This window comes from Xaviernesmea rhizosphaerae (assembly GCF_001938945.1).
GTDB classification, from domain to species: domain Bacteria; phylum Pseudomonadota; class Alphaproteobacteria; order Rhizobiales; family Rhizobiaceae; genus Xaviernesmea; species Xaviernesmea rhizosphaerae.
The window spans coordinates 31,060-49,705 of sequence record NZ_MKIO01000048.1; the positions used below are offsets into that span (position 1 = coordinate 31,060).

Genomic DNA, 18,646 nt, shown 5'->3' on the forward strand with positions numbered 1-18,646 from the left:
AACATCTCCAGGCTGTCTTTTGCACGCCTTGTGCACCTGGTCGACAATCCGGCCGCAAGCCGTCATGCGCGCTGGCGCAGACTGTCAGCCAGAAGCCGGGCCGTGTGGCGTGCGCCGTCGAGATCGAGGGAGGCCGTTGACTGCCGTGGCAGGGCCAGCGCCTCGCCGATCGTGATGGCAAGCCGCTCGGGCGACAGGGCTTCCTGCTTCAGCACCCGGGCGAGGCCCAGGCGCTCCAGCCGCTCGGCCCGCTCGCCTTGTTCTGTCTCGCCTCCGGTGGTGAAGGGAATGAGCACGGCGCGGCAGCCGGCCTGAAGAATGTCACCGGCCGTATTGTAGCCGGCCTGGGAGACCGACAGCGTGGCGCTTGCCAGCAGGCTGGCGAAATCGCGGCGGAAGCGGAATACCTCCACGCCGTCAGGCGCTGCCGCACGGATCCGGTCGAAATCCGCCTGCGGCAGGTTGGGGCCCGTGATCAACGCCCAGGGACCCGCGCGCTTACGCATGCGGGCCGCTTCCAGCGCCGCCTCGATCAGCTCGCGCCCGACCGCGCCGCCGCCGGCCGAGACGACCACCTCGTAGCGCTCCGGCGATGGCTCGGGCTTCGGCGGGGCAACGAGGCCCGTATAGCGCACCTTGTCGGCGACCTCGGCCGCCAGCGGATAGGTTTCCTCCAGCCGTACGAAGGCGGGGTCGCCATGAACGAGGATCTGATCGTAGAAGCGATTGACGAAATCGAGCGTCTCGCGGTCGCGTTCCGGCTTGGGCCGCTCCTGCAGGATGTCGCGCAGCGAGGCGACGATGAGCGGACGCGGCCGGCGTGCGGCTGCCGCCTCCATCAATGGGATAAGCTCGAAGAGCATCTGCCGCCGGCCGAAGGGGAAGGCCTCGGTGATCAGCACATCCGGCTGCAGCCGCTCGAAGGTCGACAGAAGCAGGTCGCGGCGCGCAGCCTTGAAGGCCTCATCGGCCGGCGTCCCGTCCAGCTGGAACAGGCCCTTGAAGCCGGCATCGCCGGCCTTGACTGCCGGCAGCGCCACATGGTCGATGCCGGCGCCGGGAAAGCCATCGACCGGCGCGCCGCCGGTGACCACCGTCACGACGAAGCCCGACTGCCTGAGCGCGGCGGCAATGCGGCTGGCGCGGGCGATATGGCCGATGCCGAGCAGATGCTGCACATAGAAGAGCACGCGTGCCGGGCCACCGAAGGCCGATGCGGGCGGCGTTGCCGCATCCTGCGCAGCCTTGATAGGGGCGGCCGTGACAGGGGCGGCCGTCTCTTTGGCGGGCGTTTGGCGGTCAGCGGTCATGGTGTGTCTGCCATTCGGTTTCAAACAGGGTTTTCAGCTGGCGTATGCTCTGGTGATAGTCGAAGGCGCCGCGTACCCGCGCCTCCGCCGCCCGTCCGAAGCGCATCCTCGTCTGCGGATCGCGGATCGCCTGCTCCAGCGCGGCGGCGAAGGCTGCGGGATCTTCAGAGGGCGTGAGATAGCCGTTCACGCCATCCGTGAGAAGCTCCGGCACGCCGGAAATATCGGAGGCCACCACGGTCAGCCGCTGGCTCGAGGCCTCAACGATGACATTGGGCAGGCCGTCGCGGTCGCCATCGGGCGTGATCCGGCAAGCGAGCGCGAAGAGATCGGCGCGGCGGTAGAGCGCCAGCACATCCTCCTGTGCCAGCGCGCCGTGCCAGGTGATGCGCTGCTCCAGGCCGAGGGCAGCGGCCAGCGCCTTCAGCCTCTTGGTCTCCGTGCCGCCGCCCACATGCTCGAAACGCCAGTGAAGATCGGCCGGCAGGGCGGCCAGCGCCTTCAGCAGCACGTCATAGCCCTTTTTCGGAACGGCCCGACCGACGCTGGCGATCAGGACCGGATCGGCCGGATCGCTGCCGTCGCGCGCCGGGCGCTCCCCGGCAAAGAGGCCGAAGCGGTCGAGGTCGAGCCCGTGATAGCTTAAGTGCACGCGGGCGGGGTCCTGCGCCAGGCTCTGGAGATGGGCATGGCCGGTCTGGGTGCAGGTCACGGTCCAGCGGCTGTCGGCAAGCTTGCCGGCCAGCTCCCAGTCCGGCGAGGTCCAGATGTCCTTGGCATGGGCCGAGCAGGTGAAGGGCGTGCCGGTCATCAGCGACGTGTAGCGCGCGACGGCGGCGGGCGCGTGGATGAAATGCGCATGCAGCCACGTCCCGCCCTCGGGCCACTCGGCCGCCAGAACGCAGGCCTGGCCGAAGCGGCGCAGGCGGTTGCGCGAGAGGTCGCGCGGCAGATCCTTCCAGAAGGCTTTCCAGGCCAGCTGATAGCCGGGCAGCTTGCGCGCCTTCCACCAGGCTCTGGCCACGCGCAACGGCTCCTCATGCAGATATTCCGGCAGATAGAGCACCGGCGCGCGGATCTCGTCATGCACGGGATGGCGACGGGTGTCGGTCGGCCGGCGCATGGAAATCAGCGACAGTTTCAGCCCGGCCTGTTCCAGGCCGAGCAGCTCCTGGGCGATGAAGGTTTCCGACAGGCGCGGATAGCCCTTCAGCACCACGACGATCATGGGCGTCGTCATCGGCCGCTCAGCCGCTCACCAGGCTGAGGCGGGCGCGGTCGCCGCGCCGGTCGAACACCTCGGCCACGAGATCGGCGATGTTTGCGAGCCCGTCCAGGCAGAGATGTCTGGCGGAGGTCGATGGCGGCGGACGGTCCGGCAGCGCCTTCAGCGCGGCCGACAGCCGCATGGGATCATGCGCCTCCTCGGGCAGCAGCATGTCGATCAGGCCGAGTTCTGCGGCGCGGCGCGCGCGGATCAGCTGCTCCTCGCGCGGCACCACGCGCGGCACGATCAGCGCCGGCTTGTCGAAGGACATGATCTCGCAATAGGTGTTGTAGCCGCCCATGGCGACCACGGCCTTGGCGCCGGCGATCAGCTGCTCCATCCGGTTGTCGAATTCGATGACCTCAAGATAGGGAATTGCCTGAGCGCGGCGGATCAGCTCGGCGCGCTGCTGCGCGGGCATATAGGGCCCGAGCACCACCAGCGCGCGCTCGGTCAGCGTCGGATCGGCCTGATAGGCATTGAGCACGTCGTCGATCAGCTCCTCGCCATCGCCGCCGCCGCCCGTCGTCACCAGGATGTAATCCTCTTTGGGCTTGTGCTCGGACAGGACGTCCGCCGAGGCGGAGCGCTGCAGGAAGCCGACGAATTCCATGCGGGCGCGCACCTGCGGCGGCACGTCGAGCCCGACGAGGGGATCGTAGAAATCCGGTGGGCCATAGACCCAGACCTGATCGTAGAACTGGCCGATCTTGCGCAGCGTGTCGCCCCGCGCCCATTCGGCCTCCAGCAGGTGCGGCGCGTCCATCACCTCTCGCAGGCCGAGGACGAGCGTCGTGCCCTGCTGCTTGAGATAGGTCAGCGTCTCCTCCACCTCGCCGCGCAGGCCCATCGGCTCCTTGTCGACGATGAAGATATGCGGCTTGAAGGTCTCGGCCGTGTGGCGGATGATCGAGCGGCGCATCTTCAGCGTGTCGTGGAGGTCGATATGCTGGTCCATCGACGTATATTCCCCGTTGCGCAGCTTGATCACGCTAGGGATCTTCACGAAATCCACCCGCGCGCGATAGTCGAAGGCTCCGGCGATGGTGGCGCCGGAGATGATGAGCACGTGGACGCCGCGATAATGTTCGACCAGCGAATGGGCGATCGTCCGGCAACGGCGCAGATGGCCGAGCCCGAACGTGTCGTGGCTGTACATGAGGATGCGAGCGTCTTCGAAGCGGCGTGTCATGGCTTCAAGGTCCAGGCGAGGTTGTTCGGCCGGCGGGGCGCAAGGGGGAGGACGCGTCGGAGCACGCGTCTTGCCGCAGCGGATACCGCACTGCAATGTTATTTATAGGGATCGGCCGCGTCGCGTAGTCCATCGCCCAAAAAGTTGAACGCGAGGATCACGAGAATCACGGGAATTGTGGGAATGAGCAGCCAGGGATAGAAGGCGATCACACTGACGCTTCGCGCTTCCGTGAGCAGAATGCCCCAGCTCGTGATCGGCGGACGCAGGCCGAGGCCGAGGAAGCTGAGCGCGGTCTCGCCCAGGATCATGGCCGGGATCGACATGGTGGCGCTGGCGATCAGATGCGACAGGAAGCCCGGCACCAGATGCCGGCCGATGATGCGCCCCGGCCGCGCGCCCATCAGCTGCGCGGCCAGAACATAGTCCTCCTCGCGCAGCGCCAGAAGCTTGGAGCGCACGGCGCGCGCCAGCCCCGTCCAGTCGAGCAGGCCGAGAATACAGGTGATGCCGAGATAGATGACGATCGGGCTCCAGGTCACCGGCATGATCGCCGCCAGCGCCATCCACAGCGGAATGCTGGGGATGGATTGCAGCACCTCGATCACCCGCTGGACGATGAGGTCGAAAATCCCGCCGTGATAGCCGGCCAGACCGCCGATGACGATGCCGAGCACGAAGGCCATGCTGACGCCGAGCAGGCCGATGGTGAGCGAGATGCGGGCGCCGTAAAGGATGCGCGAGAGCACGTCGCGGCCCAGCCGGTCGCTGCCGAACAGAAAGAAATCGCTGCCTTCCGCCGGACAAACCAGATGGCGGTCGGCCTCCACCAGCCCCCAGAAGCGGTAGGTATCCCCTTTGCAGAAGAAGCGCAGCTTCTCCACCTTGCCGCGATCCTCGGTATAGACGCGGCGCAGCGTGTCCATGTCGAGCGTCAACGCGCGGCCATAGACGAAGGGGCCGACAAAGGCGCCGTCGTGGAACAGATGCACGGACTGCGGCGGGGCGTAGATCCTCTCCACATTGCGGGTGTGAAGATTGTAGGGGGCGAGGAACTCCACCACCATGATCATCAGATAGGCGGCGACAAGGAAGACCAGCGAGGCCAGCGCCAGCCTGTGCTTCTTGAACTTCCACCACATCAGCCGAAGCTGCGAGGCTTCGTAGATCTCCGACTGCTTCTGGCTCATGGCCTCGACCGACATCGGGTCGAAGGGCTTGTCGGACACGTAGTGGCTGAGCGGTGCGCCGGGTTCGGGGAGCGACAGCGTCATTTGCGGCTGCCTCCCTGCAGGCGGATGCGCGGATCGAGGAAGGCGAGCGCGATATCGGAAATCAGCACGCCGATGACGGTGAGGAAGGCGAGAAACATCAGGAAGGAGCCCGCCAGATACATGTCCTGGCTCTGCAGCGCCTTGATCAGCATCGGCCCGGTCGTTTCCAGCGAAAGGACGATTGCGGTGATTTCCGCGCCGGAGATGATTGCCGGCAGGATCGAGCCGATATCGGAAATGAAGAAGTTCAGCGCCATGCGCAGCGGATACTTCACCAGCGCGCGGAAGGGATGCAGCCCCTTGGCGCGTGCGGTCACGACATATTGGCGCTGCAGCTCGTCCAGCAGGTTGGCGCGCAGCCGGCGGATCATGCCCGCCGTACCCGCCGTGCCGATGATGAGGACCGGGATCCAGAGATGTTCGAGGATCGACTTGGCCTTCTCCCAGCTCATCGGCTCGGACAGATATTTCTGGTCCATCAAATGGCCGATCGAGGTGCCGAACCAGATATTGGCGAAATACATCAGGATCAGCGCCATCAGGAAGTTCGGGATGGCGAGGCCGAGCAGGCCAAGGAAGGTCAGCCCATAATCGCCCCAGCTATATTGGTGCGTGGCCGAATAGATGCCGATCGGAAAGGCGATCAGCCAGGTCACGAGGATGGTGACGAAGGAGACCAGCACGGTCAGCCAGAGACGGTCGCCCACCACATCGCTCACCGGCAGCTGATATTCGAAGGAATAACCGAAATCGCCATGCAGCATGCCGGCGACCCAGTGGAAATAGCGCATGACCGGCGGCTGGTCGAAGCCATATTCGGCGCGCAGCGCCTCGATCTCGGCCATGTCGACGCCTTCGCCCTGGGCGCGCATCTCCGAGACATAGCTCTCGAAATAATCGCCGGGCGGAAGTTCGATGATGGTGAAGACGAGGGCTGAGATGATGAGGAGGGTGGGGACCATGGCGGCGATGCGCCAGCAAATATATCGCAGCATCGATCAGCTCACACTGTCGCCATACCAGAAGGTGTCCATCATGTAGATGCCGAGATAGCAGGTCGGCTCGAAGCCGTAGAGCCCGTTTTCCGGCACGTTGTTCATGCGCGCCGAATAGACGAGCGGCTGCAGCGTGCCGTTGACGATGCCGATCGAGAAGACCTGGTCGGTGTAGATCGCCAGCATCTCGTGCCAGATCGCCGCGCGCTCGAGCGTCGTCGTGGTGCGCTTCCACTCCTTGAGCAGATCCACCAGCTTCTGGGCCTCGGGCAGTTCCGGCGCATGGCCGAACTGTCCGAGCGAGAGATGATGCATGCCCCAGACGGGCCATTGCAGCTGCGAATCGGCGCTGGGCGCCAGCTCGCCGGGGTTCATGTCGGCGGTGGGCACCCCATTGTCGAGGCCGAGCCACATGGCCATCATGATGTCGCCGCCCATGGCGCGGTTGCGGAACACCTCGCGCTGGGAGGTCTTGATGAACAGGGGGATGCCGACCTTGGCCCAGTGATCGGTGATCAGTTCCAGCACGTCGGTGTCGAGATTGCTTTCGCCGGCCGTCTCCACCACGATGCGCGCCACGCGGCCATCCGGCAGAAGCCGCATGCCGTCGCCGTCGCGGTCCGTCAGGCCCAGCTCGTCCAGAAGCCTGTTGGCCGTGGCGGGATCATAGGACGACCAGGCCTTGGCATATTCCGGCCGGAACAGCGGGCTCTCCGGCAGGATGGTGTCGGCGCTCTCCTTGCCCAGGCCGTAGAAGGCGGCCATGTTGATCTCGTGACGGTTGATGGCGAGCGACAGCGCCCGGCGCATCCGCACATCGCGAAACAGGCCCTGCCAGACCGGATCGCCGCAATTGAGATTGGGCAGCAGCGCCACGCGTGAGCCGAGCGTGCGCTTCCACAGATTGACCTTGACCGGATAGCGCTTTTCCGAATCCTTCAGGAAGGCATAGTCGATGAAATCGATGCCGGAGACCTGCAGGTCCGCTTCACCGGCGCCGGCCTTGGCGGGAATGATGCCGGCCGAGGAAATGTTCAGCACGAAACGGTCGATATAGGGCAATTGCCGCCCGTTCTCGTCCACGCGGTGGAAATAGGGGTTGCGATCGAAGATGAACTGCTCGGCTGGCAGCGCGGTGGTGTTGCGCCAGGGATCGAGCGTCGGTAGGTCGGGGTTTTCCGGCCGGTACTGACGCGACATCTTGATGTGCAGATCGGCCCATTTCTTGACGCGGGCCGCCTTCATCTTCGCCTTCAGGTCGTCTTCGCTGACATATTTCTTGTGGAACTGCTTCATGTAATGCGCGGGCAGAAGCAGGGTCAGCGGCGAGGCGGCGGCGAGCGAGGGCAGGAAATCGGGATTGGGCGCATCCCAGCTGTAGCGCACGGTGCGCTCGTCGATCACCTCGAAGCGCGGCGGCTTGCCCTCGGCCAGAAGCTCGCGCTGCACGCCGCCCTTGCGCAGATCCTCGTTGAGAACGACGTCCTCCCAGGTATAGCGGAAATCTTCCGAGGTCACCGGATGGCCATCCGACCAGCGATGCCCTTCGCGCAGATGGAAGGTGAAGATCCGGCCTTCCTCTTCCTCGTAGCGCTCGAGGATATCGGCCTGGAATTGCAGCTCCTGCGTATAGCCGACCAGGCGGGCATAGCCGTTGATCGTCATCAGCCGGATGTCCTTCTGGCTGCCGATGATCATCCGCACCGTGCCGCCATAGACGCCGGGCTTGCGGCCCATCGCCGCGAGATTGATCACGCGCGGCGCCTTCGGCACGCGCTCGGCCATCGGCGGCATCTCGCCCTTGGTCACGGCTTCGGCCAGCGGCTGCGGCTCGTCGCCAGGCGTGCCGGCCGCCCGCGACAGGCGGGTGAAGGCAGGGGTCAGCGCTGCGCCGGCCAGAAGCGAAAGGGTCAGGCGGCGGGTGATCATGCGCACAGCTCCCGGAAATCGGCATTCGGCCGCGCCAGCACCCAATGACCCTCGGCAATCTCGATCTTGGTCAGCGGCCCCTCATCCTCGTCGGAGAAGGCCTTTTCCCAGCGCTGCTGGCTGGCCGCGCCGCTCTTCTTCAGCGCGTCGAAATCCAGCGGCTTGTCGAGATCGGGGAAGGGCACGGCGGCGAGCAGCGCCTTGGTGTAGGGGTGCACGGGATTGCGCATCAGCCGCTCGCGCGGGGCGAGCTCGACGATGCGGCCGGCGCACATCACCGCGATCCGGTCGGCCATATAGTCCACGACCGCGAGATTGTGGGAGATGAAGAGATAGGTCAGCCCCAGCTCGGCCTGCAGGTCCTTCAGAAGATTGAGGATCTGCGCCTGCACAGAGACGTCGAGTGCGGAGACCGGCTCGTCGCAGATCAGCAGCTCCGGTCCGAGCGCGAGCGCGCGGGCGATGCCGATGCGCTGGCGCTGGCCGCCGGAGAAGCTGTGTGGGTAGCGGTTGAGGTGGCGCTTGTCGAGGCCGATGGCTTTCAGCAGTGCCTTGGCGGTTTCGCGGCGCGCGGGGGCATCGCCGCGACCGTGGATCTCCAGCGGTTCCGTCAGGATGTTCTGCACGGTCATGCGCGGCGAAAGCGAGGAGACCGGATCCTGGAACACCATCTGCACCCGGGTGCGCAGCCGGTCGAGCGCGGCACCGCGCGCGGCCAGGAGATCGATCGGCCCGTCCTGGCTGTGGAGCGTCACCGAGCCGGAATCGGCGGTCACCCCGCGCATCAGGATCTTGCTGACGGTGGTCTTGCCACAGCCGGATTCGCCGACCAGCCCGAGACATTCGCCGCGCCGGATATCGAAGCTGACATCGTCGACCGCGCGCATGGCGCTGGCCTCGCCCTTGCCGAACCAGCCGGATTTGCGGGTGGTGTAGGTCTTGGCGAGACCACGCACCGACAGAAGCACGTCGCCTGCAGCTGCCGCCGGCGCTTTCGGCCGTGCGCCGGCCGTGCGGCCAAGCAGCGCCTCGGCCTTCACCGGCACCTCGCGCAGCGCTTTCAGCCGCTCGCCGGGCTTCATGTCGAAATGCGGCACGGCGGCCATCAGGCCCTTGAGATAGGGATGGCTCGGCCGGCGGAAGATATCCTCGACCGGCCCGGCCTCCATGATCTCGCCGTGATAGATCACCACCACCTCGTCGGCCATGTTGGCGACGACGCCGAGATCATGGGTGATCAGCAGCATGGCCATGTCGAACTGCTGTTGCAGGCCGCGCAGGAGATGCAGGATCTGCGCCTGAATGGTCACGTCGAGCGCGGTGGTCGGCTCATCGGCAATCAGCAGCGAGGGGCCGCAGATCAGCGCCATGGCGATCATGGCGCGCTGGCGCATGCCGCCCGACAGCTCGAAAGGATACATGTCGATGGCGCGCTTGGGATTGGTGAAGCCGACCAGCGACAGCATCTCCTCGGTGCGCTCGCGCTGCTCCGCCTTGGTCGCGCCCTTGTGCAGCGCCAGGCTCTCGCCGATCTGGTTGCCGATCGTGTGCAGCGGCGAGAGCGAGGTCATCGGCTCCTGGAAGATCATGCCCATGCGGTTGCCGCGCAGGCCGCGGATCGGCTGGCCGTCGCGCGGCAGGGGAATGAGATCGATCGGGCCGCCGGACAGCGACGGGTCGTCGAAGAGGATACGGCCGCCAGCGGACGCCGAGGGCGGCAAGATGCCCATCACCGCTTGGCTGATCACCGACTTGCCGGAGCCGGACTCGCCGACCAGCGCGGTCACCTTGCCCGGCAAAACGCGCAGGCTGGCGCCACGCACGGCCTCCACAGCGCCGCCGAACATCGAGAAGGACACGGTCAGATCCTCGATCCGCAAAAGATCCGCGCCAAGCGTCATGCCAAGGCTTTCCTTCTCCATGAAGGCGGCGTCCGGCATGGTCTCATGCCGCCTGCGCTACCAAATATTCGCGGACACTAGCGGACGACTATGACAGTGTCCACACCGCCACCTTTTCGCCACAAGGCATCCCGGCCGAATTTGTTCCGCCGGATGCGGCAAGGTCTTTGCGGCAGCCCCGGACCGAGGTCGACAGGCACTTGCGCGGGGCGGATGCGCCGACTGCCTTGACAGCGCCACATCCAACTTCCAACTGACCTTCAGCGCGGGCCGTCGGGTCCGGCCTCTCTTTGCCTGCCTATCCTTTTGACTGCCGACCCCTTTGAACCCGGGAACCGTCCATGTCCGCCCCCTTTGCTGATGCGCCCACCGGGCATGCCGCCGCCGCCGGCGCCCCCATGCCGAAGTTTGACCTGGACCGCCTTCTCCAGTCGATCGACAGCCGCACGGCCCGCGCCGGCGTCATCGGTCTGGGCTATGTCGGCCTGCCGCTTGCGGTGGCCACGGCGGCGCGCGGCTTTTTCGTGACGGGTTTCGACATCGACCCGCCGAAGATCACGGCCATCGAGGCCGGCCGCTCCTATATCGAGGCGGTGACGGATGCGGCGCTTCAGGCGGAGGTTGCCGCCGGCCGCTTCCGTGCCGCCAGCGATTTCGATCTTCTGTCGGACTGTGACATCGTCGTCATCTGCGTGCCGACGCCGCTCACGCGCCATCGCGATCCCGATCTTTCCTTCGTCACCGCCACCACCCGGGCGATTGCCGCGCGCCTGCGCCCCGGTCAGGTGATCGTGCTGGAATCCACCACCTATCCCGGCACGACGCGCGAGGTGCTGCAGCCGATCCTGGAGGAGACGGGGCTCATCTGCGGCCGCGATTTCCTGCTCGGCTTCTCGCCCGAGCGCGAGGACCCCGGCAACCGCGACTTCCACACGACGGTGATCCCGAAGATCGTCGCCGGCGAGGGCGAGGCGGCCTGCCGGGTGCTGGCCGCCTTCTATGGCGCCGTGGTCGACAAGGTGGTGCCCGTCTCCACCACCCAGACCGCCGAAGCGGTGAAGCTGACCGAGAACATCTTCCGCGCTGTCAATATCGCGCTGGTCAACGAGCTGAAGGTGCTGTTCGACGCCATGGGCATCGACATCTGGGAGGTGGTGGACGCCGCCAAGACCAAGCCCTTCGGCTATATGCCCTTCTATCCCGGGCCGGGCCTCGGCGGTCACTGCATCCCGATCGATCCCTTCTACCTCACCTGGAAATCGCGCGAGTTCGAGCTGCCGACGCGCTTCATCGAGCTGGCGGGCGAGATCAATTCCGCCATGCCGCGCCATGTCGTCGGGCGGCTGGCCGAGGCGCTGGACATCCGCTCGGGCAAGGCGCTGAGCCGCGCGCGGGTGCTGGTGATCGGTCTCGCCTACAAGAAGAACGTGCCTGACATCCGCGAAAGCCCCTCGCTGAAGCTGATCGAGATCATCGAGGAGCGCGGCGGTAAGGCGGCCTATCACGATCCGCATGTCGCGGAGATCCCGAAGACGCGGGAATATATGGCGCTGAAAGGCCGGCAATCGGTGGATCTGACGCCGGAGACGCTGGCCGGCTTCGATGCGGTTCTGGTGGCGACCGATCACGACGAGATCGACTATGCCGCACTGCTCGCCGTGCCCGTGATCATCGACACGCGCAACGCCTTCGCTCGGCGCGGGCTGGCGAGCGAGCGGATCATCAAGGCGTGAGGCGGTTCGTGCCGACGCAAAGGGCATTGAGTCCAGCGCTTCGGGATGAGGCGCCAAAAATAATGGATCTTGTTCCCCCGCTGGGCCGGGCTTAAACCCATCGGGGCATATTCGATGGGACGAAAAGGTGCGCGTGATGCCGGAACGTGAGAAAGTAGCGCTGGCGAAGGCCGTGATCGTGCATGGCTATATGGCCAATCCCTCCGCCCACTGGTTTCCCTGGCTTGGCCGTGCGCTCGAGCAGCGCGGCCTTGACGTCACAATCGCCGCCATGCCGGAGTCGCAGGCGCCACGCCCCGACGTCTGGGCCGAGACGCTGCAGGTGCTGCTGCCTGAGCCGGATGAAACCACGCTGTTCATCGGCCACAGCCTCGGCTGCATCACGCTGCTGCGCCATCTTTCGCGCTTGCCTGCCGGCGCCAGAATTGGTGGCTATGTGCTGGTCTCCGGCTTCGACCGGCCGCTTCCCAATTTGCCCGACCTGGACGACTTCACCACAGAGCCATTGGACTATGACGCTTTGAAGCGCATGACGGATGTCCGCCTGTCGATCTATTCCGACAACGACACGATCGTCGATCCCGCCTATTCCCGGGCACTGGCCGCCGCGCTGAACACGGCGGAGATCGAGCGTCCCGGCGCCGGGCATTTTCTCGCCTCCGAGGGGGTTACGGAATTGCCTGAAATTGTCGACCGGCTGCCGCTTCCGCAAGCGGTCGCCTGATCCGTCCTTACAGCGCCGATGCAGGCTCCGGCGTCTGCTTCAGCCGGCTCGCCGCCTGGGCGTAGCCGCCGGCGGCGCCGTCGATGAAGTGCATGTGGTCGCGCTGGAGCGGTGTGGGCACGAAGCAGGTGATCAGCGCCTCATCCTGCCGGTGCAGGCCGTAGCGGCAGACGCCTTGCGCTTCTGCCGCCTTGAGCGCCGCCTCGATGCGCTCCAGCCTTGTAACGTCGATGTCGATCGTCATCTTCAGCCCGTCGTCGAATTTGCGGAAGTCGGAATTGTCGCCGACATCGCGACGATAGCGGCGGGCGTCGAAGCCGCCGAGATTGCGGCCTAGGCGCACCAGGGTCGAACTGAGGACATATTCGCCGGTAATGCGCAGCCACCGCCGCCAGGCGGGCTCGCCCTTCGCCCGCGCCTTGATCTCCGTCGCCAGCCCCTCGCTCGACAGGCCGAGCGCGGGGCCTTCGGGGGCGACGGGATGGCCGTCGCGCTCCAGCATGGAGGCGATCGCGATGATGCGGGCGACCAGCGCCTCGAAGGCGGCCACGTCGTTTGCCGGACCCGGCACGGCGATGATCGAGACGATCAGCCCGTGACGGGCGCGGATCGGGTTCCAGCGGCAGGAAAGGCCGGAAAGATCCGGCCGCGTGCCGGGCGGGGCGGGCGCAATGGCGTTGTCGCCCGCCTTCATCCGCATTTCCGCATAATGCGCCCCGCCGCCGGAAAACATGGCGTAGGACACCATCTCGCTTGCCTGGAAGCGCGCCACGCGGACATCATGACCCGCCGCGCGGATGGCGGCGACATCGAGCATGGCGACCCGCATCGTCAGCGACAGCTCTTCGCGCGCCCAGGTGGCGCAGGCGGCCAGCGCGGCCGCCGCCGCTTGCCTGCCAGATGCCGGCACGGCCACCAGCGCCCCGTCGCCGCCGAAAACGAAGGGCAGGTCATGGCGGCCGAGCCCGTTCAGCACGGCGGAAATGACGCTGGCGCCGGCCATATTGACCGTCTTGTAGCGTCCGGCCTCGATCGCCCCGGTCGAATCGACGATATCCGCCGTCGCCAGCCACCAGTCATCCGGCAGCGGGCGATAATGGGCGGCGTCGGTGACCCCGGCGAAGCGGGTGAAAACCGGCAACGTGGAAAAGAAGGTTTCGCTCGACATGGTGGCGGACACGATAGGCGATCGCTGCGCGCGGCGATAGCCGTCACCGCGAGGGAAAGCGCCGATGGGCGGCGGCAACGGACGAGGGGCAAGCGCCTCTGCTGGCAGGCATGGATCGGCAGAGGCATGGACCGGCGGGGGCGGATGGTCTACCACCGCCGTGAAAGATCAAAAGGCCGCTTCGTCAAGGAAAGACCGTCATGAGCCGTCTCGACAGCTTCATCCACAGGGTCCAGGCCCAGCGCGACATTCTGAACCATGTGCGCGATCTCGGCCTGCCGGCCGCCGAAGGGGTGATCCTTGAAGTGGGTCTGGGCAATGGCCGCACCTTCGACCATATCCGCGAGAACTTCCCCGGCTACCGCATCATCGCCTTCGACCGGGCGCTCGGCGCGCATCCCGCCTCCACGCCGGGGGATGGCGATCTGATCCTGGGCGAGATCAACGAGACCATCGGTGAGGTGGCCGGCATCGGCGCCGTCTTCGCCCATGCCGATATCGGCACGGCCTATCCCGAGGTCGATGCGCAGACGATCACCTGGCTACCCGACGGCCTTGCCGACGCGCTCGCCCCTGGCGGCATCGCCGCCAGCGGCCTGCCGCTCGATCATCCTGCCCTTGAGCCCCTGCCGCTGCCCTCAGGCATCCGCCCGGGGCGCTATCACCTCTACCGCCGGCGGTGATCACAGTTTTCAGAACGAAACGTCAACGATGGCGTGCAACAGCTTTCACTGGCATTGCGATGACGCCATGCGCCAAGACAAGCGCTCCAGCGCCGTGTGCGGGCTTTCACGCGACAGGAAACAGGATCGCCTCGTAATCTTGCGCGCCGTGAACGACGTGCAGCACGTCGATGGTCTCGGTGCCTATCCGATAGAAGATCACATAGTCGCCATAAGGTCGGCGGCGAAAGCCGGTCTGTTCGTAGCGCGGGACCAGCGGGTATGCGCGGGGCATTTCCGCCAGCCGAAGGCATCGCTCCGTCAGTTCCTGCACGAAAGTCTCGGCCCGCCGCGGATTGTTGGCCGCGATATGGTCGCCGATATGTTCGAGGTCGGCCTCGGCTTCGTCGGTGATGACGACGATCACAAGCCGCGATCTTCCCCCATTTTGCGATATTTGGCGCGCAGGCGCTCGGCAACCTCTTCGACAGGTTTGACCCGTCCGGCGTCCACATCCGCAAGGCCACGCGCGATGGCAGCATCGAGCGCAGCCAGGCGCTTTTCCCGTTCTTCGACCAGCCGAACGCCTTCCCGCAGCACTTCGCTGCGCGAATTGTAGCGGCCCGTTTTCACCAGCTCGCTGACATAGCCTTCAAGCCTGTCGCCCAGGTTTGCACTGCTTGCCATGGCGGACACTCCTTGTCCCCCATTTATGCCACGACCTGATAACTGTTAGCAAGTTGCCTGGCCGCGGGGCCGTGACTTGCTGACCGCGTCAGCTCTGGTTCATGGCAGCAACAGCACGTCGAATTGCGGCTCGTCCACCGGAAGCGCCCTGATGGTCACCGGTTCCTGCCGGCCGTCCTCGCGAAAGATCAGGCCGTTCTCGTAATGGCGGGCGAGCTTGTCCCTGAGCGCTGCGGCGCCGGCGGGGCCGTAGAAGACTGGGGAAAACTCCAGATAGATCGGCGTGCGCCGCGCCAGAAGCGGTTCCATGGCGGCGATCGCCGCCGGTTCGTAGCCCTCAATGTCCATCCAGACGAGGCCGACCGCATCCACGGAGACCTGCGCCTCCGTCAGGATCTCCGGCACTGTCTTCACCGGCACGGCAATGCGCGTGGTGCCGCCGCCGGCGGCAAGCGCGCTGCTCTTGCCGGAATTGCCGGCATGCTGGAAAAAATCCAGCGTGCCGCCCTCGGCCCCGGCCGCGCAAGGGGCGACGCGGATGCGCCCCTCAAACCCGTTCTGGCGGATATTGGTTTCCAGAAAGGCGAGATTGCGCGGATCGGGCTCGACGGTGACGATCTGGCGAAACCGCCCGGTCAGCGCGAAATAGAGGGTCTGCGTGCCGATATTGCCGCCGAGTTCGAGCAGTACTGTTTCGGGGCGCAGCAGGCCGCGCGCTTCGAGCACGGCCATGAGACGGTCGACATGATCGCGCTCGAAATGACCCTTCCGGTAGATCTTGCGGCCGATATAGTCGTGCGGCGAGAAGGTCATGCGGTGGTCGCCGCAATCGGCGGTCATGGACAGGACGCGCGGGCTGATGCCCTGCACCAGGAGTTCGCGGCCATAGCGCGTGTCGAAGAGGCGCCGGGCGATCCGGTTGCGGATCTTGCGCAGGCGACGCTTGAAACTTTTCATGGGTCCTGCCCGATGTTGAGAGCCCTTCACCTCGAAGCCGCATCCGGCTTCGCTGCGGGAATGGCTGGAGCATCGGACCGAAAAGTGGAAACCGGTTTTCGGCAAAATCCGATGCAAAAACAAAATTCAGGAGCATCAGGCTGCGTATGGTTTTCAGTCCGATGCTCTTGAGAGCGAAAAGAGGCCTTGCAGGCGAGACCGCTGCGCCGGAACCATTCCCCGGGCGGGCTGTTTCCCGGCGCAGCGGCAAGAGGCTTTCTGCCACGGAGCGGCCGTTCATCATAGCGGTCGGCGCGGGTGTTTTCTGCCGGAACCTTTATCAGGATGTTGCGTTAGCGAAGGTCTGGGGCAGACAGGCGCGTGCACGGGCAGTGCGGCGTCCGGGGTTTAAAGTGAGTGTCGCGCATGGGTTGCCGTATCCTGGTGGTGGAAGACGAGGTCTTCGTGGCCACAGAAATCGAGTATGTCGTCGAAGAGCTTGGTCATCATGCCGTGGGCATCGCCCCCGACAAGCCGACCGCGCTCAAGCTCGCCCCCTATGCCGACGTCGCCTTCGTCGATCTCAACCTTCTCGATGGCACGACCGGGCCCGAGATCGGCCGGCTGCTCGCCGAACAGCATGGGCTGACCGTGCTCTTCATGACCGCCAATCCCGGCCTGCTCGGCAATGGCATTCCCGGTACCGTCGGTGTGCTGCCCAAGCCCGTGGGCGAGGATCAGCTCAAGCAGGCGGTGGAATACACCGTCGCACTGCGCAAGGCGCAGGCTGCGCGGGCGCCCCGCGGGCTCAGGGTCTTCAATTGAAGCGATGCGGCGCAGGCGCAAACGATCTGTTTTCGCCATCACCTGCAGCGCACAGGGCATCGAACACGACATCCTCCGAATGGATTGCTCTCGGCGCCATTAAGATCCCTCAAGCCTTCGGCATCTGACTGCTGCGCGCCAGCGCCGTTAAGGGGAACTGCGCCTCGACCGTCACCCCGTCGCTTTCAAACCGCCGCGTCAGCGTTCCCGATAGCTGCCCTTCGACACTGATCGACATCAGGCGCGAGCCGAAGCCCTGGCGCTGCGGCGCGACGAGATCGTCACGGGGCAGCTTTTCCGTCCAGATCAGCCGGTAGCGGCTGTCGATGCGTTCGCCCCGGATCAGAAGGTCTCCGCCCTGTTCGGCCAGGGCGCCATATTTGGCGGAGTTGGTGGCGAGTTCATGGATCAGCAGCGCCAGGGGCGTCGCCGCGCCATCGCCGATTGCCGCATCCTCGCCCTCGAACCGTACAGGCAGCGGAGCGTCATCGGCCGAATAGGGCTCGAGCAGCAGCCTGATCAGGCCGAAAATGGTGATGTCCTGGCCGGCGACGGCGGCGCTATGGCTTTGCGGGCGGACGAAATCATGCGCCCGGCCCATGGCATCGATCCGCCGGCGCAGCTGGTCGGCAAAGGCGCGCGCTTCCGGCGCGGCGCGCGCCGAGAGGCTGATGATGCTGCTCAGCACGGAGAAGATGTTCTTGATGCGATGGCTGAGCTCGTGGTTGACGACATCACGTTCCGCCTGGGCGAGCTTGGCCTCGTGAATGTCGGTGCAGGTGCCGTACCAGCGCAGGATCCTGCCGGCCTCGTCGCGCATCGGCAAAGCGCGGCCCAGCACCCAGCGATAGACGCCGGAATGATGGCGCAGCCTATATTCGATCTGATAGGGGTCGCCCGTCTCCAGGCAATGGCGCCAGGCCGCCCAGGCACGCTCGCGGTCATCCTCATGGAACATGCCGTTCCATCCATCACCCTCGGTAAAGCCGGGGGCGGTGCCGGTGAATTCGTACCAGCGCGCATTGTAATAGTCGTGATAGCCGTCCGGCCGCGTCGACCAGACGATCTGCGGCATGGTGTCTGCCAGGATACGGAAGCCCGCCTCGGACCGCGCGGCTTCTTCCGCCGCCCGCTTTTGCTGGGTAATGTCGATGGCGATACCCGGCAGGCGCTGGCAGATGCCGTGCTCGTTCAGGATTGGTTGGCCCTCGGCCAGAACCCAGCGCACGGCGCCGTCCGCCCCGCGCAGGCGATATTCCGCCGAGAAATGCGCGCCCGTTTCCACCGAATTCTGGATCTTGGCAAGGAGCTGCGGCTTGTCCTGTGGATCGATGCCGTCGAGAAAAGCCTCGATCGGCGCCCCGCCATCCGATGTGTCGCCTTCGACGCCATACATGTCAGCGAAATGGCTGTCGGTATAGACCCGGTTCTGATCGAGCCGCCAGTCCCAGATGCCGACCACCGCCGAAGCGCTGAGCGCCAGCGACAGCTGTTCGCGGCTGGCGACGAGTGCGCGGGCGGTGCGCACGCTGTTGGTCGTTTCCGAAACCATGGCCATCGCCGCCAGCACCCGGCCGTCTTCGTCATAGACGGGATGGTAGTCGAGATCGAACCAGACCGCTTCGGGTGCGCCATTGCGCATCACCGTCATGGCCTCCTCGGCAAAATGCAGCGTTTCACCGGCAAACACCTGCGCCAGCACCTGCCCGTTGAAACCGGCGGCCTCCGGCCAGCTCGCGCAGATCTCCGCGCCAAAGGCGTCCGGATGGCGCTGTCCGGCAATCAGCGCATAGGCGTCGTTATAGATCGTCACGCCTTGAGGGCCGGCCAGGAGCGCCATGGCTGTGGCGGAGGACATGACGAGGCGCGCGGCCGTCTTCAGCGCCTCGGGCCAGGCTGAAAAAGGCCCGAGCGCGGTGCCCGCCCAGTCATGTCCATCAAACAGCGCAAGACATTCGCTTGCGGCCAACCGTCGGGGCAGGGCGCTCCCGGCCGCGGGAAACAGAAGCGAAGACGATGTCATGCAGACCTTTCAAATACTTG

At 65.6% G+C, this 18,646-nt stretch carries 16 protein-coding genes; 4 read left to right on the forward strand and 12 right to left on the reverse strand.

All coding sequences use genetic code 11. From position 1 onward, the window contains the following. Positions 1–62: 62 nt before the first annotated feature. The 7 genes from BJF92_RS24090 to BJF92_RS24120 form a co-directional block, all read right to left on the reverse strand. Positions 63–1,310 (reverse strand): glycosyltransferase family protein, encoded by a 1,248-nt coding sequence (locus BJF92_RS24090; RefSeq protein ID WP_078058364.1) that lies wholly within the window; start codon positions 1,308–1,310, stop codon positions 63–65. After that, positions 1,300–2,550, reverse strand: a complete 1,251-nt coding sequence (locus BJF92_RS24095; RefSeq protein ID WP_075637311.1) for a glycosyltransferase family 4 protein — start codon at positions 2,548–2,550, stop codon at positions 1,300–1,302. Before BJF92_RS24095 ends, BJF92_RS24090 begins: the two co-directional genes overlap by 11 nt. A 7-nt stretch (positions 2,551–2,557) precedes the next feature. Beyond that, entirely contained in the window at positions 2,558–3,769 is a 1,212-nt protein-coding gene (locus BJF92_RS24100; RefSeq protein WP_075637312.1) for a glycosyltransferase family protein, read from the reverse strand. Positions 3,770–3,867: 98 nt separating this feature from the next. Further along, positions 3,868–5,043: an ABC transporter permease gene (locus BJF92_RS24105; protein WP_075637313.1), complete on the reverse strand. Its 1,176-nt coding sequence runs from the start codon at positions 5,041–5,043 to the stop codon at positions 3,868–3,870. Next, positions 5,040–6,038 (reverse strand): ABC transporter permease, encoded by a 999-nt coding sequence (locus BJF92_RS24110; protein WP_075637314.1) that lies wholly within the window; start codon positions 6,036–6,038, stop codon positions 5,040–5,042. The genes BJF92_RS24105 and BJF92_RS24110 overlap by 4 nt, the downstream gene beginning before the upstream one ends. A 3-nt stretch (positions 6,039–6,041) precedes the next feature. Next, positions 6,042–7,967 carry an ABC transporter substrate-binding protein gene (locus tag BJF92_RS24115; RefSeq protein ID WP_075637315.1) on the reverse strand — a complete coding sequence of 642 codons (1,926 nt, stop codon included), beginning with the start codon at positions 7,965–7,967 and terminating at the stop codon, positions 6,042–6,044. Next, the gene (locus BJF92_RS24120) at positions 7,964–9,868 is read right to left on the reverse strand and encodes an ABC transporter ATP-binding protein (RefSeq protein WP_075637394.1); all 1,905 of its coding nucleotides are present in this window, start codon (positions 9,866–9,868) and stop codon (positions 7,964–7,966) included. Before BJF92_RS24120 ends, BJF92_RS24115 begins: the two co-directional genes overlap by 4 nt. Positions 9,869–10,266: 398 nt before the next feature. On the opposite strand from BJF92_RS24120, the gene BJF92_RS24125 reads away from it, so the two are divergent. Together BJF92_RS24125 and BJF92_RS24130 are read left to right on the forward strand one after the other, a co-directional pair. Continuing rightward, entirely contained in the window at positions 10,267–11,601 is a 1,335-nt protein-coding gene (locus BJF92_RS24125; RefSeq protein ID WP_075637395.1) for a nucleotide sugar dehydrogenase, read from the forward strand. Positions 11,602–11,737: 136 nt separating this feature from the next. Continuing rightward, on the forward strand, positions 11,738–12,325 hold the full coding sequence (locus BJF92_RS24130; protein ID WP_075637316.1) for an RBBP9/YdeN family alpha/beta hydrolase: 588 nt from the start codon (positions 11,738–11,740) through the stop codon (positions 12,323–12,325). A 7-nt stretch (positions 12,326–12,332) separates the two neighbouring features. Here BJF92_RS24130 and BJF92_RS24135 read toward each other — a convergent pair whose 3' ends face one another. After that, entirely contained in the window at positions 12,333–13,493 is a 1,161-nt protein-coding gene (locus BJF92_RS24135) for a DUF3095 domain-containing protein (protein ID WP_075637396.1), read from the reverse strand. Positions 13,494–13,693: 200 nt separating this feature from the next. Between BJF92_RS24135 and BJF92_RS24140 the strand changes: the two genes are divergently transcribed. Continuing rightward, complete coding sequence (locus BJF92_RS24140) at positions 13,694–14,176, forward strand: class I SAM-dependent methyltransferase (RefSeq protein WP_075637317.1); 483 nt, start codon at positions 13,694–13,696, stop codon at positions 14,174–14,176. 106 nt (positions 14,177–14,282) lie between these two features. Here the strand turns inward: BJF92_RS24140 and BJF92_RS24145 are convergent, their stop codons facing one another. The 3 genes from BJF92_RS24145 to BJF92_RS24155 form a co-directional block, all read right to left on the reverse strand. Next, positions 14,283–14,582 (reverse strand): type II toxin-antitoxin system RelE/ParE family toxin, encoded by a 300-nt coding sequence (locus BJF92_RS24145; RefSeq protein ID WP_075637318.1) that lies wholly within the window; start codon positions 14,580–14,582, stop codon positions 14,283–14,285. Then, positions 14,579–14,842, reverse strand: coding sequence for a type II toxin-antitoxin system ParD family antitoxin (locus tag BJF92_RS24150; RefSeq protein WP_075637319.1), 264 nt, complete (start codon positions 14,840–14,842; stop codon positions 14,579–14,581). Before BJF92_RS24150 ends, BJF92_RS24145 begins: the two co-directional genes overlap by 4 nt. A 99-nt stretch (positions 14,843–14,941) precedes the next feature. Continuing rightward, positions 14,942–15,799, reverse strand: a complete 858-nt coding sequence (locus BJF92_RS24155; RefSeq protein ID WP_075637320.1) for an FkbM family methyltransferase — start codon at positions 15,797–15,799, stop codon at positions 14,942–14,944. A gap of 405 nt (positions 15,800–16,204) precedes the next feature. Between BJF92_RS24155 and BJF92_RS24160 the strand changes: the two genes are divergently transcribed. Then, positions 16,205–16,603, forward strand: coding sequence for a response regulator (locus tag BJF92_RS24160; protein WP_075637321.1), 399 nt, complete (start codon positions 16,205–16,207; stop codon positions 16,601–16,603). A gap of 109 nt (positions 16,604–16,712) precedes the next feature. Here BJF92_RS24160 and BJF92_RS24165 read toward each other — a convergent pair whose 3' ends face one another. Continuing rightward, on the reverse strand, positions 16,713–18,626 hold the full coding sequence (locus BJF92_RS24165) for a PAS domain-containing sensor histidine kinase (RefSeq protein WP_078058365.1): 1,914 nt from the start codon (positions 18,624–18,626) through the stop codon (positions 16,713–16,715). Between the last annotated feature and the right edge of the window lie 20 nt (positions 18,627–18,646).

Excerpts from the sequence above, each read along its gene's own strand:
- BJF92_RS24090 (WP_078058364.1), bottom strand. The coding sequence starts at position 1,310 with ATGACCGCTGACCGCCAAACGCCCGCCAAAGAGACGGCCGCCCCTGTC.
- BJF92_RS24095 (WP_075637311.1), bottom strand. The coding sequence starts at position 2,550 with ATGACGACGCCCATGATCGTCGTGGTGCTGAAGGGCTATCCGCGCCTG.
- BJF92_RS24100 (WP_075637312.1), bottom strand. The coding sequence starts at position 3,769 with ATGACACGCCGCTTCGAAGACGCTCGCATCCTCATGTACAGCCACGAC.
- BJF92_RS24105 (WP_075637313.1), bottom strand. The coding sequence starts at position 5,043 with ATGACGCTGTCGCTCCCCGAACCCGGCGCACCGCTCAGCCACTACGTG.
- BJF92_RS24110 (WP_075637314.1), bottom strand. The coding sequence starts at position 6,038 with ATGCTGCGATATATTTGCTGGCGCATCGCCGCCATGGTCCCCACCCTC.
- BJF92_RS24115 (WP_075637315.1), bottom strand. The coding sequence starts at position 7,967 with ATGATCACCCGCCGCCTGACCCTTTCGCTTCTGGCCGGCGCAGCGCTG.
- BJF92_RS24120 (WP_075637394.1), bottom strand. The coding sequence starts at position 9,868 with ATGACGCTTGGCGCGGATCTTTTGCGGATCGAGGATCTGACCGTGTCC.
- BJF92_RS24125 (WP_075637395.1), top strand. The coding sequence starts at position 10,267 with ATGCCGAAGTTTGACCTGGACCGCCTTCTCCAGTCGATCGACAGCCGC.
- BJF92_RS24130 (WP_075637316.1), top strand. The coding sequence starts at position 11,738 with ATGCCGGAACGTGAGAAAGTAGCGCTGGCGAAGGCCGTGATCGTGCAT.
- BJF92_RS24135 (WP_075637396.1), bottom strand. The coding sequence starts at position 13,493 with ATGTCGAGCGAAACCTTCTTTTCCACGTTGCCGGTTTTCACCCGCTTC.
- BJF92_RS24140 (WP_075637317.1), top strand. The coding sequence starts at position 13,694 with ATGAGCCGTCTCGACAGCTTCATCCACAGGGTCCAGGCCCAGCGCGAC.
- BJF92_RS24150 (WP_075637319.1), bottom strand. The coding sequence starts at position 14,842 with ATGGCAAGCAGTGCAAACCTGGGCGACAGGCTTGAAGGCTATGTCAGC.
- BJF92_RS24155 (WP_075637320.1), bottom strand. The coding sequence starts at position 15,799 with ATGAAAAGTTTCAAGCGTCGCCTGCGCAAGATCCGCAACCGGATCGCC.
- BJF92_RS24160 (WP_075637321.1), top strand. The coding sequence starts at position 16,205 with ATGGGTTGCCGTATCCTGGTGGTGGAAGACGAGGTCTTCGTGGCCACA.
- BJF92_RS24165 (WP_078058365.1), bottom strand. The coding sequence starts at position 18,626 with ATGACATCGTCTTCGCTTCTGTTTCCCGCGGCCGGGAGCGCCCTGCCC.